Annotated in this window: 9 protein-coding genes; 3 read left to right on the forward strand and 6 right to left on the reverse strand. The window is 69.1% G+C overall.

Annotation, left to right across the window (positions count from 1 at the left end):
• Positions 1-44: 44 nt before the first annotated feature.
• The 6 genes from AACL56_RS04720 to AACL56_RS04745 form a co-directional block, all read right to left on the reverse strand.
• Positions 45-4,751, reverse strand: coding sequence for an RICIN domain-containing protein (locus tag AACL56_RS04720; protein ID WP_339088677.1), 4,707 nt, complete (start codon positions 4,749-4,751; stop codon positions 45-47).
• A 128-nt stretch (positions 4,752-4,879) separates the two neighbouring features.
• The gene (locus AACL56_RS04725) at positions 4,880-5,758 is read right to left on the reverse strand and encodes a class I fructose-bisphosphate aldolase (RefSeq protein WP_339088678.1); all 879 of its coding nucleotides are present in this window, start codon (positions 5,756-5,758) and stop codon (positions 4,880-4,882) included.
• 41 nt (positions 5,759-5,799) lie between these two features.
• Positions 5,800-6,804: an aldo/keto reductase gene (locus tag AACL56_RS04730; protein ID WP_339088679.1), complete on the reverse strand. Its 1,005-nt coding sequence runs from the start codon at positions 6,802-6,804 to the stop codon at positions 5,800-5,802.
• Entirely contained in the window at positions 6,801-7,829 is a 1,029-nt protein-coding gene (locus AACL56_RS04735) for an ABC transporter permease (RefSeq protein ID WP_339088680.1), read from the reverse strand. The genes AACL56_RS04730 and AACL56_RS04735 overlap by 4 nt, the downstream gene beginning before the upstream one ends.
• A complete protein-coding gene (locus AACL56_RS04740) occupies positions 7,826-9,337 on the reverse strand; it encodes a sugar ABC transporter ATP-binding protein (protein ID WP_339092797.1) in 1,512 nt (503 codons plus the stop codon). The genes AACL56_RS04735 and AACL56_RS04740 overlap by 4 nt, the downstream gene beginning before the upstream one ends.
• Positions 9,338-9,351: 14 nt before the next feature.
• Positions 9,352-10,404 carry a substrate-binding domain-containing protein gene (locus AACL56_RS04745; RefSeq protein WP_339088681.1) on the reverse strand — a complete coding sequence of 351 codons (1,053 nt, stop codon included), beginning with the start codon at positions 10,402-10,404 and terminating at the stop codon, positions 9,352-9,354.
• 181 nt (positions 10,405-10,585) lie between these two features.
• Here AACL56_RS04745 and AACL56_RS04750 point away from each other — a divergent pair, with 181 nt between their 5' ends.
• Genes AACL56_RS04750 through AACL56_RS04760 form a run of 3 tightly spaced genes read left to right on the forward strand, consistent with a single transcriptional unit; the run spans position 10,586 to position 14,675 of the window.
• Positions 10,586-12,133: an FGGY family carbohydrate kinase gene (locus tag AACL56_RS04750; RefSeq protein WP_339088682.1), complete on the forward strand. Its 1,548-nt coding sequence runs from the start codon at positions 10,586-10,588 to the stop codon at positions 12,131-12,133.
• Positions 12,130-13,923 (forward strand): glycerol-3-phosphate dehydrogenase/oxidase, encoded by a 1,794-nt coding sequence (locus AACL56_RS04755; protein WP_339088683.1) that lies wholly within the window; start codon positions 12,130-12,132, stop codon positions 13,921-13,923. The genes AACL56_RS04750 and AACL56_RS04755 overlap by 4 nt, the downstream gene beginning before the upstream one ends.
• Positions 13,920-14,675 (forward strand): GntR family transcriptional regulator, encoded by a 756-nt coding sequence (locus tag AACL56_RS04760; RefSeq protein WP_339088684.1) that lies wholly within the window; start codon positions 13,920-13,922, stop codon positions 14,673-14,675. Before AACL56_RS04755 ends, AACL56_RS04760 begins: the two co-directional genes overlap by 4 nt.
• The last annotated feature ends 14 nt before the right edge of the window (positions 14,676-14,689 follow it).

A 14,689-nucleotide genomic window follows, 5' to 3' on the forward strand; every position in this document is an offset into this window, starting at 1 on the left:
GAGAAGCGGACACGAAGTGCCGCGAATCCTGGGGGCGAGCCCAGCTACGGGATCTGTGCCCAGTTCTGGTTGTTGCCGCCGTTGCAGGTCCAGGTGATGAGCGCCGTGTCCTGCGTCGTCGAGCTGTTCGGCACGTCCAGGCACGAACCCGACGCCCGGTTCTTCAGGGCACCGCCGACCACGCTCCACTGCGCCGCGTTGCCCACCGAGCAGGCCACCTGGATCACGGGCGCATTCGTCGTTGCCGTGCCGTTCTGCGCCAGGCACAGCCCGCTGTGCTCGGCCACGAACTGCACGTAGCCGCCCAGGATCGGCGTCACCGTGAACTTCTCGTGGCTGGCATTGCCGCAAGGCCATTGCACGGCGGTCGTGCCGCTCGCGGCGGCGCCGCCCTTGATGTTCACGCACATGCCGCTGAGCTCGGAGCGCAGGCGCGCGACGAACGGCGGGGCGGTGTCGAGCGAGCGCACGTACTCGCGCAACGCAATGACGTCGGACGGCGGCAGGCCTGTGGCGTTGCCGTGGCCGCTGTCGAGCACGGCCTGCAGCGAGGCGGCCTGGCCGTTGTGGAAGAACGATGCCGCGTTCCACGTGCCCGACAGCGTCGGCGTGTCGAAGCCCACGCCGCCCAGCGGCAGGTTGCTGCCCTTGCCCGACGACAGCTGGATCGTGCCCACGTCGTGCCGCAGGCCGTCGCGCAGCGTGCCGCCGGTGTGGCACGTGGCGCACTGCGCCGTGTTGAACACGGTCTGGCCGCGCGCCGCCTCCACGCTCAGGTTGCCGTCCGCGGTCCGCGCAGGGCTGCGCATGTACTTGTTGAGCGAGTTCAGGTAGGCCGCGAGGTCGTCGAGCTGCGCGTTCCTTCCGGCCTTGGGTGTGCCGAGCGGGTCGGCCGTGGCCGCGAAGTCGGCGTTGGTCAGGAAGCCGGTGCCGCCGAACTCGTTGCGGATGTCGTTCTCGAAGTCCTGCACCTCGTCGAAGTTGGCCGTCCAGTGCAGCTTGCCGTGGCTGGTGCCGCGCTTGCCCTGCAGGCTGATGGTGCGGCGCAGGCCTTCGCCGCGCTGGGTGAAGTCCCACACCATGCCGTCGTCGCCGCCGTCCGCATGGCAGCTCGCGCAGGAGATGTAGTTGTCCTTGCTCATGCGGCGGTCCGAGGCGTTGTAGAACACCTGCTTGCCGCGCAGCGCCGCAGCGGCCATCGGCTCCGTGGCCACCGTCTGCACGGTCTGCAGGAAGGTCGGCGCGTTGCTTTCCGCCGACAGCACCGTGGCCACGTCGTGCACCGTCACCGAGCGCGCCAGGAAGTTGTTGACGAACAGCCGCTTGCGCGCCGCGTCCAGGTACAACCCGTGCGGCGCGCTGCTGGCGTTGATCTCGCCGCGCACGGCCCGCGTGTAGGTGTCGACGATCGCCACCCGGTTGCCTTCCATCTGCGCCACGAAGATGTAGTCGCCCGCCGGCGAGAAGAGCGCCGCGCGCGCCGGCGCACGGTCGTCGAAGTCGATCTGCTCGTCGAACTTCTCCGCCGCCTGCTGCAGGTCGACCTGCGACAGGATCGAGCGCACCGTCTGGTCGTGCACCAGGTTGTTGCCGTCCCTGAACTTGCCGCGCACGATGTTGTCCTTCTTCGAAGGCAGCACGGCGCGCGTGCCGTCGGGTGAGATCACCACCTGGCTCAGGTAGTTGGCCACGCCGCGCGCGCGGCTCTCGGTGTCGACGGTGGTGGTGTCCACCGGCAGCGCGATGGTGCCGATGGCTCCCAGGTTCTGCAGGTTCACCTTGTGCAGCTGCCCGCCGGTCATCTTCGACTTGAAGCGCGTCACGTAGGCCACCTGCGAGTCGGCGCTCACCGCGATGCCGCGCACTTCGCCCTGCAGCGGGACCGTGCCGGTGGCGTTGCCGCTGGCCGGGTCGAAGCTCATCAGCGCCGACTTGCTCTCGAGCGTGAGCAGGCCCTTGCCGCCATCGGGCGTGAAGACCACGCCGTAAGGGCCGCTGCCGTAGGCCAGCGACACCGTGGCCGAGACGGCACCGTCCGCCGCATTCAGCGCCACCAGCTTGTCCTCGCCGTGCACCGACACCCAGATGCGTCCGTCGGGGCCCACGGCCAGCGTCTTCGGCTCGTCGCCCACGCGCGTCTCCCAGCGCTTGGCCAGCGTCTGCGCATCGATGGCCGCCACCGTGCCGCTGTCGGGGTTGACGGAATACACCGAGCTGGCGTCGCCCGCGATGTTGGTCGTGTGCGTGGGCGCGCGCGCCGTCACCGGTGCGATCACCGTCACGTTGTAGGTGTAGTAGGTCTCGCGGCCGAGCGTGTCGCGCACCGTGAGCGTCACGGTGTAATGGCCGGGGCTCGTGTAGGTGTAGGTGTAGTTGGGCTGGTTCGCGAACCCGGTGATCGTGCCGTTGCCGAAGTTCCACCGGTACTGCGCGCCGCTCGCGCCCAGCGTGGCCGGGTTGAACACCAGCTGGCCGTTCACCACCTTCGGTCCGCCGCCGATGCCGGGGTCCCCGATGATGGCCTGGCTGCGCAGCGTGGCGACGTCCGCGTCGCTCAGCACGCGGCCGTAGACGCGCACCTCCGCCAGCGTGCCCTTGAACAGCGCGGCGTTGCCCTGGATCTGGCCCAGCACCTGAAACTTGTTCGCCAGCCCCTTGGTGCCGGCGAGGCCGGCCGACGTGGTCTTCACGCCGTCGACATACACCGCCTGCGCACCGGAGGCCGCGTCGCGCGTCATCACCACGTGGTGCCAGGCGCCGTCGTTCACCGCCGCGGTGGAGGTGGTGCCGCCGTCGTTGCCCACGGACAGCTTGATGCGACCGCCGCTGTCGATCCAGCCCCAGAACACGTCGTCGGCACCGCCCGTCTGGTCGCGCCCGAAGATGCCGGGCGCGGTCCACGAGTTGGGGCCGCCGGCCTGCGTGGTCTTCATGTAGAAGCTCAGCGACGCCGTGCCGCCGAGCACGGTGGCCACCGTGTCGTTCTTCAGCGGCACGCCCGCGGTGCGGTTCGCGAAGTTCAGGCCGATGCTCTCGAAGGCGTCGCCGCCGGCTGGCGTGCCGTTGTTCGCGGCGATCTGGTCGGACAGATTGCCCGCCAGCGTCCAGTGGTGCATCAGGCTGATGTCGCTCGCGTTGCCGGTGTGGAACACCGACTTGTAGTCCGCGCCGATGGCGTTGCCCGCATAGTCCTTCACGCCGTTGGCGGGCAGGAACACTTCATAGCTGGTGCCGGGCTGCAGCGGCTGCTCGGGCGAGAAGTTGATGATGCCGAGCTGCACGCTGTACGTGCCTGCCAGCGTGTTGCCGCCCACCGGGCGCACGATGAAGGTGTTGGCGTTCACGCTCTCGGGCCGGATGTTGTCGGTCATGCCCAGGCCGATGCGCGAGGTCAGCGCCTGCTGCTTCGCACCGCTGGCGGGCGAGACCTGCTTCACCTCGGGCCGGGTGGTGTCCGGGTCGACCTGGTGCACCACGAAGCCGCTGCCCGAGCCGTGGTCGTTGCCCACGAAGACTAGGTTGCCGAACATCGCGACCTGGCCGTTGTCGGAGTGCGTGAAGTTCGGATCGTCCTCGCGCAGGATGCTGCCGCGGCCCACCTCCACATGGTTCAGCGGATTGCTCACGTCGACCTTGTGGATGCGCGTCTGCGCACCCTGGATCACGAAGTTGTCCTGCGTCGCGCAATAGAGCTGCTCGTCGATCACCAGCCGGTTGTCCTCGGCCACGAAGCGCGAGCGGTCGCTCAGGTCGTAGCTGTACATCTTCGCGCCGCTGTTGCGCGCCGAGGCATGCAGGTTCCTGCCGTCGAAGCAGGTCGCGTAGTAGAACGGCGTGCTGCCGACGATGGTGTCGAGCACCTTGGGGTTGAGCGGATCGGCGATGTCCAGGCTCGCGAAGCCGCCGTTGCTTTCCATTGCCGTCAGCACCATGTGGTTGCCCATGGTGAAGATCGGGCCGATGCGGAAGCCGCCGAGCTCGCCGGTGGGCACGGGGTTGGGCTTGCCCGCGCCGCGGTTGGCGATCACGGCATTCGCGGGGTCGGTCGCATCGACGATGAAGATGCCACGGCCCGCCGACGCCACGTACAGGTAGGGCGCCTGCCACCACAGCTGCCAGGCCACGTTCTCGTAGTCGCCGCCGTTCACGCCGGGCAGCGCCAGCTTCTTCACCTGCTTGATGTCGTTGACGTCGGTGAAGTCCCAGAACTCGACGCCGTTGATGCTCGGCAGCACCACGTAGGTCTTGCCGCCGATCTTCGCGGTGCCGAAGGAGTGCGTCTCGCGGAACTCCTTGGTGCGCGCCTCGGGCTCGTAGATCTTCTTGACGAGCTGGATCTGGCGCGGGTTCGACACGTCGTACAGCAGGAAGCCTCCCGGGCCGAGGCCGCTGTCCGGTGCGAACGAGGTGAGGAAGTAGCCGTTGACCATGATGCCGGCGTTCATGCCGTAGTCCTTGCGGCCCGGGTAGGTGGCGGGCACCTCGCGCGATTCGTAGGCGCTGCTGTGCGCCGGGTCGAGCGGATGCGCGGGGCTGGTGATCATCGACACCGGCTTGAACAGTTCGCCCGAGGTGTAGGTGAGGTTGCCCAGCCCCGGACCCTGCAGCGGGAGCGGGTCGGCCACGGCCGCGGAGACCGCGGCCGCCATGTTGTTCAGGGTCGTCATTGGACTGACCCCCGTGATCGCCGCGTGCGTCAACAGCGTGACGAACGGCAGCAGCAGCGCCATCAAGTAATACCGGATCTTCATCGTGGCCTCCAGGTTGTCGGGTTCGTTCGAAGGAAGTGCGCGCGCAGGGCACACCCCGGCCGGCGACGAGTCCGCCGCCGGCCGTACAGCCTCTCCCTCTCCTCTTTTTTCTCGACGGCGCTGCGTCTTCAGCTCGCGTTGCGTTTGTCCTCGTGTCTTCTTGCGCCGCCCGCTTCGTAGATGTCCCAGGCCTCCCTGGCGCTCGCGCCGCGGTGGATCATGGCCATCAGTGCGTCCACCACCGCCGACGGGTTGGCGTGCTGGTAGACGTTGCGTCCGTACACCATGCCCACCGCGCCCTGGTCCATCAGCACGCGAGAGCGCGCGAACACCTGCTGCAGGTCTTCGCGTCCGCCGCCGCGCACGAGCACGGGGCAGCGCGCGGCCTGCACCACGCGATGGAATTCGGCGGGGTCGGTGGTCGGGTCGGCCTTGACGATGTCGGCGCCCATCTCGCGCGCGAGGCGCACGAGCGTCACGATCTTCTCCGCGTCGCCGTCGACCATGTAGCCGCCCTGTTCGCTGTGCGGGCGCATCACCAGCGGCTCGATCATCAGCGGCATGGCGTAGCGGTCGCAGTCGGCGCGCACCCGCGCGATGTTCTGCACGCACTGGCGGAACAGGTCGGGCTCGTTGGGCAGCATGAACAGGTTCACCACCACGCAGGCGGCGTCGCGCTGCACGGCCGGCAGCACCGGGTCGTGTTCGTTCTGCAGCACCGCCCACATCACGCGGTGCGCGGTGGCGTTGTAGGGGTTGCCCATGTCGATGCGCTGCACCAGCGCGGGCTTGTCGCGTCCCGGGCGGTCCTGCAGCAGGTCGGCCTGCCCGTGGTTGAGCTGGAGGGCGTCGGGCGCCGCGGCCACCAGTCTCTCGACGATCGCCGGCATGTCTTCCAGGCCGTTGAGGAACGAGGGCTCGTTGCACACGCCGTGATCGAGCGCGATGTCCAGGCAGCGTCCATTGGTCAGCAGCCGGTTCAGGCGTGCGGTCTTGTCCTTCGACATACGAAAGAGATCCTTAAGTTGAGGTGAAGAGGGACGGGGGATCAGGCGAGCGCATGCAGGTGCCTGCCTGCGGCGGCGTCGATGAGCGCCAGCGCGTCGTCGCGCAACTGCACCGCGCCGGCGCCCGCGTTCTCCGTGGCCTGCCTGCTCACGCGTGCACCGCAAAGCGCCACCTGGACGCTGCCGCGCGCCAGCGTCCAGGCGATCATCAGTTGTCCGAACGAGCATTCGAGGTGCTGGCGCAGCGGCTCCAGTTCCTCGAAGAAGGCCTTCAGCTTCGCGCGGTTCTCCGCGCTGAAGCGCGGATTGGCGGCACGCTGGTCGTCGCCGGTGAACTGGCGCGCGGGGTCGATGGGGCCGGCGAGCAGGCCGAGCGCCAGCGACGAGTAGCCGAGCACCACCACGTTGTGCTCGGTGCACAGCGGCACCAGCGTCTGCTCGATCTCGCGATCGATCAGGCTGTAGCGCTCCTGCGCGGCATCGACCGGCCCGTATCGCAGGTACTCCGCCAGCGTCTCGGGGCTCACGTTGCTCACGCCGATGGCGCGGATCTTTCCCTGCTTCTTGAGGTCGAGCAGCGCGCCCATCGTTTCCTCGACGGGCGTCGTGCTGTCCTGCCAGTGCGTGATGTACAGGTCGATGTAGTCGGTCTGCAGGCGCTTCAGGCTTTCCTCGCACTCATGGAAGATCGACTCGCGGCCCAGATGGCGGTGCACCGGGTGGCCGTCTTCTTCAAAGAAGTGCGTTCCCTTCTGCGTGTGCCACACCAGCCCGCACTTGGTGGCGACGACCGCCTCCTGTCGCCGCCCCTTCAGTGCCGTGCCGACGATGCTTTCCGAACGCCCGAGCCCGTAGGCCGGCGCGGTGTCGATCAGCGTCACGCCCGCGTCGAGCGAGGCCTGGATCGCCAGCACGGCGGCGGCGTTGTCACCGCCGCCCCACATCCAGCCGCCCATGGCCCAGGTGCCCAGGCCGATGGTCGAGCACGCGATGCCCGAAGGGCCGAGGGTGGTCTTCTTCATCGATGCGTTGCTGCTGTTGCTCATCGCTTGGTCTTTCTCGTGTTCATGAGGTGGTCGATGGTCACGGCCGCGAGCAGGATCAGTCCCTTGATCACGTCCTGCCAGTAGGGCGACACGTCCAGCAGGATCAGCGAGCTGGTCACCACCGACAGCAGCGCCAGGCCGAGGACCGCGCCCAGCACCGTGCCCGAGCCGCCCTTGAGGCTGGCGCCGCCGATGACGGCTGCGGCGATCACGTTGAGTTCCATGCCCATGCCGAAGGTGGGCGTGGCGGCACCGAAGCGCGCGGTGTAGATCACGCCTGCGAGACCTGCGGAGGCCGCGCACAGCACAGTGACCCAGAACTTCACGTGGCCCACGCGGATGCCCGAGTACAGCGCGGCCTTCTCGTTGCTGCCGGTGTAGAACACCCGGCGCAGCAGGGTGGAGCGGCGCAGCACGAAGTCGCTGACGACCACGATCGCCAGGAAGATCAGGATCACCGCCGGCACGCCGAACAGCGTGCCCTGGCCGATGAACTTGAACGAGGCCGGCAGCGAGAACAGCGACTGCGGCGTTCCCTGCGTGAGCGCCAGGCACAGGCCGCGCACGATGACCATGAAGGCCAGCGAGGCGATGAAGTGGTTCAGCCCGATGCGCGTGACGCAGCCGCCGATCATCGCGCCGATGCCCGCGCTCGCGGCGATGGCGATGAGCCCTGCCGTCCACGGGTCGAAGCCCATGAGAAAGAGCTTGCCCGTCACCACCATCGCGAAGCACACCACCGAGCCCACCGACAGGTCGATGCCGCCGACGATCAGCAGGATGGTCATGCCCACCACCACGATGCCCTCGATGGAGAACGACAGCAGCATCGCGCGCACGTTGTCCCACGTGAGGAAGTAGGGCGAGGCGAAGCTCATGGCCACGCACATCGCCGCGATGATCAGCAGCAGGCCCATCTCGCGCATGCTCGCGAGCCTGGACGATGGTTTTGCGGGGCCGCCGCCCGATTGGCGCGGCTGGAGGCCCGGGGCCGCGCCCGCGTCGAGTTGAGCCGGGTAGTTCATGCTGTCTCCTGTTCGCATAGTCCCGAGGCCAGCCGCAGCAGCGCCTCTTCCGTCATGTCGTCGTCCTGCGCTTCGCCGGCGAGCCGGCCGTCGCGTATCACCAGGGCGCGGTCGCACAGCCCGATGATCTCGGGCAGCTCCGAGGAGATCACGATCACGCCCACGCCCTGGCTGGCCAGCTCGCGCAGGATGTGATGGATCTCCGACTTGGCGCCCACGTCCACGCCGCGCGTGGGCTCGTCCATCAGCAGCACCGAAGGATTGGTGGCCAGCAGCTTGGCGATGGCCACCTTCTGCTGGTTGCCGCCCGACAGGCTTGCCACGTCGATGTCCACGCCGTCACTCTTCAGCCTGAGCCTGACGCCCAGCTCGACGGCCAGCCTGTGCTCGGCCGGGCGCTGCAGCAGGCCGAAGCGCGAGCTCACGCGCTTCAGCGCCATCGAGGCGATGTTCTGCGCGATGGGCAGGTCGAGGAACACGCCGGCCGCCTTGCGGTCCTCGCTGAGGTAGGCGATGCCCTCGCGCAGCGCGTCGCTGTACTTTCGGATGGCCAGGGTCCTGCCGCGCAGGCGCACCGTGCCGCGCGTGGCCGTGCGCAGGCCGCATACCGTTTCGGCGAGTTCGCTGCGCCCGGCACCCATGAGGCCCGCGATGCCGAGGATCTCACCGCGCCGCAGCGTGAACGACACGCCGTGCACGCGCTCGCCGTCGGCGATGTCGCGTACCTCGAGCACCGGCTCCCCGTGCGCCGCGTCGTCCTGCTTCGGCGGGTAGTAGTTGCCGAGGTCGCGCCCGACCATGCGGCGCACCAGGCCGTCGGCATCGAGCTCGGACAGCGGCCCGCTGTGCACGTTGCGTCCGTCGCGCAGCACCGTCACGCGCGTGCAGTGCGCAAAGATCTCGGCCATGCGGTGGCTGATGTAGATGATGCCGATGCCCTGCGCCTGCAGGTCGTGCAGCACCTTGAAGAGCGCGGCCGATTCGTTGTCGGTGAGCGCGGCGGTGGGCTCGTCGAGGATCAGCACCTTGCAGTCGAGCGTGAGCGCCTTGGCGATCTCGATGAGCTGCTGCGTGGAGATGCTCAGGTCCTTCACCAGGCAGGCGGGGTCGATGTCCTGCCCCAGCCGCCGAAGCACCGTCGCGGCGCGCTCGTTGAGGCTGGCGTAGTTCATCCACGCGCTCTTGCCGGCGTTGATCTCCGGCATGAAGATGTTCTCGGCCACGGTGGCGTCGCCGCACAGGGCGATCTCCTGGTGCACCAGGCCGATGCCCAGGCGCATGGCCTGGGCCGGTCCGTCGATGACCACGGCGCGGCCGTCGAGCGAGATCTCGCCCTCGTCCGGCTGGTGGATGCCGTCGATGATGTTCATCAGCGTGGACTTGCCGGCGCCGTTCTCGCCGCACAGCGCGTGGATCTCGCCGCGCGCCAGCGAGAAGTCCACGCCCGCGAGCGCGCGCGAAGCGCCGAAGCGCTTGCTGATTCCACGCAATTCGAGCAGCGCGCTCATTGCGTCGTGCTCACTCACTCGCCGATTCCCTTGGTGCCGCGGCGCGCGAGGTATTTGTCCCAGTAGAAGTCGTCGGCGTTGGCCTTGCTGACCACCGACAGGCCGTTGTCGAGGAAGGGCACGGCCATCGGGTTGGTGCCGTTGCGCTTGGCGTCGTTCATCGGATCGATGAGCGTGGGGTTCTTCGCCAGGAACAGCATCATCATGCCCATGTAGCCCTGCATGCCCTGGTTGGGGTTGATGGAGCCGAACACGTCGCCCGACTTGATCATGTCCAGGATCTTGGCGTTCACGTCGCAGCACATCACCTTGATGTTCTTCTTGGTTTCGACCTTGGCCTGTGCCGCGCCCAGCGCCGAGTTCGCCTCGGGCATGAAGAGCGCGCCCAGGTTCGGGTTGGCCTGCGCCAGGCTCAGCACCGCCTGGTAGGCCTTGTTCGGGTCCTGGTTGCTGGCGGCGCGGCCGACCAGCTTCATGCCCGGGTGCTTGGCCTTCATGCGGTTCACGAACGCGGCGATGCGGCGGTCGTGGTTGTCCTGTCCGGGGTTCTCCAGCACCGCGTACTCGCCCTTGCCGCCCAGCGACGCGGCGATGGCGTCGGCCGCCTGCGTGCCTTCGCGGTCGTTGTCGGAGGTGACGAAAGAAGTGCGCTTGGAGTTCGGCGAGTCGGCCGCGAAGGTGACCACCGGGATGCCCATCGCCGCTGCGCGGTTGATGGGCTCGATGAACGGGTCGGGGTTCATCGGGTGCAGCAGGATGCCCGCGGGCTTGCGCGCCAGCTCCTGCTCGAACGACGCGAGCTGCTTGTTCACGTCGTACTCGGGCGTGCCCGAGTAGCGGGTGCGAACGCCCAGCGTGCGGCCGAGCTGCTTCATCATTTCGTAGACGGGAAACCAGTACTCCACGCCCGACACCATCACGTTCATCACGTAGACGTCGCTCGCGTTGCCTCGCAGCCCGCCGCCGGCAGCGCCCGCCGCCGGAGCCGCGGCCTGCTGCGCCAGTGCGCTCGCGCCCGCCAGGCCGATGCCGGCTGCCGCGGCGGACTTCAGGAAATTACGCCTCATTTTTTGTCTCCTCACGTTGAGTGGCACAGCTTGTTGTTGCTGCGTTTGAAGGCAGCGCCTTGATCCTCGATGTCACGACAGTTGTTATGACAGGCTAGAATGTACGCGTTGCCCATTTGGCAGGATAACTAGGGGAAACGCTACTGGCAGTGCGCTTTTATTCAGCCGAAGCTGTTATGACATGAAGCCAAATATATTGATCGGCATCGACATGGGGTCGAGCAGCCTGAAAGCCCTGGCCCTCGAAGCCGAAAGCGGCCGGGCCGTCGCCCTGTCGCGCATGCCGCTGCCGCACGACCGGCTGCCTGGAGGGGGATGCGAGGTGGCCGCCACGGCCATTCGCGCAGCCCTGACCCATGTGCTGCGCGACGTCGCCCACCAAATCGGCGTGCGCGCGGCCGAGGTGCGCGCCATCGGCTGCACGGGCCACGGCGCCGGGCTCTACGCGCTCGATGCCGGCAACCAACTCGTGGGCGGAAGGGCCATCGCCTCGACCGACCAGCGGGCCGATGCGCGCGCACGTTCGCTGTCGCTGCGCCACGGCGACGCGCTCTTCGCGGACGTCGGCTGCAGGCCGTGGCCGGGCCAGCCCACGGTGATCGCGGCCGAGCTGCTGGGCACCGACGCGGTGCAGCGCGGCACGGTGCGACGGCTGCTGTTCGCGAAGGACTACCTCGGCTTCCTGCTGACCGGCGAGATCGCCACCGACGCCAGCGATGCGAGCACCGCGGGTCTGGTCTCGATCGCATCGGGCACGTGGTCGCAGGCGGCCTTCGACGCCTCGGGCATCGCCGACCTCGGCCCGCGCGCCTTCGGCCCGCTGGTTCCGGGCGGCGAGGTGATCGGCCGGCTGCGGCCCGCGGAGGCGGCGCTGTGCGGCCTGCCGGCGGGCATTCCGGTGGCGATGGGCGCGATCGACCTGCTGGCCTCGATGACCGCCATCTGCGCCGAAGGACGCGAACGCGCGGTCTCGGTCTTCGGCACCTGGTGCGTCAACGCGGTGATCGGCCCGGTGCTGGAGCCCAAGCCCGATGTGGCGGCCGTGGTGAACTTCGGCCGCGCGGACAGGCGGCTCTACATGGAGAACAGCCCTTCGTCGATGGCCAACATCGCGTGGCTGGCCGGCGTGCTCGGCCTGCCCGACGCGCGCGCCGTGGTCGACCTGGCGATGTCGGTGCCGCTGGGCGCCGGCGGCCTGCGCTTCCTGCCCTTCGTCAATGGCGGCGGCGGCCTCACGGCGGGCTTCGTCGGGCTCAAGAGCCACCACACGCGCGGCGACATGGCGCGCGCGGTGGTCGACGCGGTGGCGGCATTGCATGTGCGGCATACGGCGCGGCTTGCCGCCTGCGGCCTGCCCGTGTCGGCCTCGACCGTGCTCGGCGGCGGTGCGAGCGATACGCGCCTGGTGCGGTTGCTTGCCGGCTTGCTCGGCCACCCGGTCGAGCGCTGCGCCGAGGACGAGACCGGGGCGCGCGGTGCCGCCATCTACGCCGCCATGTCGCAAGGCATCGACTGCGCGGAGCAGGGCAGCGCCTTGCTCGCGCCCTGCGACACGGTCGAACCCGACGCCGCCCAGGCGCGCGCCCACGCCGACTTCAACGCCGGCTTCAACGAACTGATCGACACCATGTCCCCTGTGTTTTCACATCTGGCGGGAGGTGCCACGGGCGTCGCCCGGCTGCCCGAAGGCGCCCGCACCGCAGCGCACAGCACGGAGGTTTTCCGATGAGCGCGTGGCAACTGCCCTTCGTGCGCCCCGCAGCCCTGGCCGACCGCCATTTCTCGACCGTCATCGTCGGCGCCGGCATCAACGGCGTCGGCGTGTTCCGCGATCTTTCGCTGCAGCGCGTCGACTGCCTCATCGTCGACAAGGGCGACTTCAGCGCAGGCGCCAGCAGTGCGCCGTCGCGCATGATCCACGGCGGCCTGCGTTACCTGGAGAACGGCAGCTTCTCGCTGGTGGCCGAGGCCACGCGCGAGCGCAACCTGCTGCTGCGCAATGCGCCGCACCTGGTGCAGCCGCTGAAGACCGTGGTGCCGCTGTCGAGCTTCTTCGGCGGGCTGATGAGCAGCGCACTCAAGTTCTTCGGCCGCACGCCGCCGCAGCGCACGCGCGGACTGCTGGCGGTGGCCGCGGGCCTGCGGCTGTACGACCTGCTGGGCCGGCGCCAGCGAGTGATGCCCAACCATCGCATCGGCCGCGTGCCGCCGGGCGACCGCAACCTGTTCCGCACCGCGGTGCGATGGACGGCCACCTTTTTCGACGCATGGATCAGCCATCCCGAGTGGCTGATCCTCGAACTCATCGGCGATGCCTGCCGTGACCAGCCGCGCTCGGCCGCGGCGAACTACTGCCGCGTGACGGGCTGCGCCGGCAACATCCTCACGCTGCGCGACGAGATCACCGGCGCGGTGGTGCGCGTGACCGCCGACACCGTGGTGAACGCCAGCGGCGCGTGGCTCGACCGCAGCACGGCGGTGCTGGGCGGCGCGGGCTCGCGCGTGATGGGCACCAAGGGCTCGCACCTCGTGCTCGACCATCCCGCGCTGCGCGACGCGCTCGAAGGCCGCATGGCGTACTTCGAGGCGGTCGACGGGCGCGTGTGCATCGTCTACCCGTTCCTCGACCGCGTGCTGGTGGGCTCCACCGACATCCCGGTGGACGATCCCGACCAGATCGGCACCGAGCCGGCCGAGGTCGACTACCTGCTCGAGGTGCTGGCCGAGGTCTTCCCCAGGCTGTCGTTCGGCCGCGGCGACGTGGTCTACACCTATGTCGGCGTGCGACCGCTGGCGCGCTCCGACGCCGACAGCCCGGGCCAGATCTCGCGCGACCACTCGGTGGTGCTCGATGCGCCGAACGCGACGCGCGACATTCCCATCGTCGGCCTCGTCGGCGGCAAGTGGACGACCTTCCGCGCGCTGGCCGAGGAGGCCACCGACGAGGTGCTGCAGCAGCTGGGCCGCGCGCGCACCGCATCGACCGAGTCGATGCCCATCGGCGGCGGCGCCGAGCTGCCGGTCGACGCGCCGGCCAGGGAACGCTTCGTCGAGCGCATGGTGGCGTCGTCGGGCATCGGCCGTGCGCGGGCGCAGACGCTGCTGCGGCGCTACGGCTCGAAGGCAATGCCGCTGGCGCAACGCCTGGGCGCTTCCGGCGACGTGCCGCTGCGGCATGCGAGCGACTATTCGGTGGCCGAACTTTCGTGGCTCTGCCTCGAGACCGGCGTGGTGCATCTCGACGACCTCGTGATCCGCCGCACGCTGCTGGCGATCCGCGGACTGGTCACCGATGCCGCGCTCGCCGAGATGGCGGGCATCGCGGCCGAGGCGCTCGGCTGGGACGCGGCGCACGCGCACAGGGAGCTGCAGGCCTGCGCCACCGCGCTGCGCGAGCGCCACGGCGTGCGGCTGTCGCCCGTGCCCTGCGATGCCCACGCCGATGCCCCCGCCGATGCCCCCGCGTCTTTCGATGCATCATTGACGACCCCTCAGGCCCTGGGCCAAGCTTCAACGTGAACTCTGCGAACGACATCCCGACCGTGCTCGACCGGAGCTCCGAATCCCCTCTGTGGGCCCAGTTCCGCGACGCGCTGCGCCTGCAGATCCTGCAGGGCGTCCTGCCCATCGGCGCCAAGCTGCCGTCCGAAGCCGAGCTCGGCGAACAGTTCGGCATCTCGCGCATCGTGGTGCGCGAGGCGCTGGCCGACCTCGTGCGCAACAACCTCATCTACAAGATCAAGGGCCGCGGCGCCTTCGTGTCGGCGCGCGAGCGCGACGAGGACTTCGTCTCCACCGTGCTCGGCTTCTCCGACGAGATGGAGCGCAAGGGCCGCTCGGTGCGCACGCAGATCCTCGTGCAGGAGCTGCGCGCGCCCACCGAGCAGGAGGCCGCCTCGCTCGGCCTGACCGACGGCACGCAGGTGGTGGCGCTCAAGCGCCTGCGCAGCGTGGACGGCGAGCTGCGCCTGCTGGTGGAGACCGCGGTGCCCGCCGACCTCGCGCCGGGGCTGCACCGCACGCGGCTGGACGACCGCTCGCTGTACGACGTGCTGCGCCGCCAGTACGGCCTGCGGCTGGTGCGCGCCGAACGCTGGATCGACGCGGTGCTGCCCGACGCCGAGACCTGCGAGCTGCTCAACCTGCCGCAGCCCGAGCCGCTCCTGCGCATCGAGTCGATCGCCTACGGCGCCAACGGACGGCCGCTGGAGCACTACCGCGCGCTGCACCGCTGCAAGACCAGCCGCTTGCACGTGCAGACGACGACCTGACGCAGCCGCGGGGC

This window comes from Variovorax paradoxus, assembly GCF_902712855.1.
GTDB classification, from domain to species: domain Bacteria; phylum Pseudomonadota; class Gammaproteobacteria; order Burkholderiales; family Burkholderiaceae_C; genus Variovorax; species Variovorax paradoxus_Q.

Excerpts from the sequence above, each read along its gene's own strand:
- AACL56_RS04720 (WP_339088677.1), bottom strand. The coding sequence starts at position 4,751 with ATGAAGATCCGGTATTACTTGATGGCGCTGCTGCTGCCGTTCGTCACG.
- AACL56_RS04725 (WP_339088678.1), bottom strand. The coding sequence starts at position 5,758 with ATGTCGAAGGACAAGACCGCACGCCTGAACCGGCTGCTGACCAATGGA.
- AACL56_RS04730 (WP_339088679.1), bottom strand. The coding sequence starts at position 6,804 with ATGAGCAACAGCAGCAACGCATCGATGAAGAAGACCACCCTCGGCCCT.
- AACL56_RS04735 (WP_339088680.1), bottom strand. The coding sequence starts at position 7,829 with ATGAACTACCCGGCTCAACTCGACGCGGGCGCGGCCCCGGGCCTCCAG.
- AACL56_RS04740 (WP_339092797.1), bottom strand. The coding sequence starts at position 9,337 with ATGAGCGCGCTGCTCGAATTGCGTGGAATCAGCAAGCGCTTCGGCGCT.
- AACL56_RS04745 (WP_339088681.1), bottom strand. The coding sequence starts at position 10,404 with ATGAGGCGTAATTTCCTGAAGTCCGCCGCGGCAGCCGGCATCGGCCTG.
- AACL56_RS04750 (WP_339088682.1), top strand. The coding sequence starts at position 10,586 with ATGAAGCCAAATATATTGATCGGCATCGACATGGGGTCGAGCAGCCTG.
- AACL56_RS04755 (WP_339088683.1), top strand. The coding sequence starts at position 12,130 with ATGAGCGCGTGGCAACTGCCCTTCGTGCGCCCCGCAGCCCTGGCCGAC.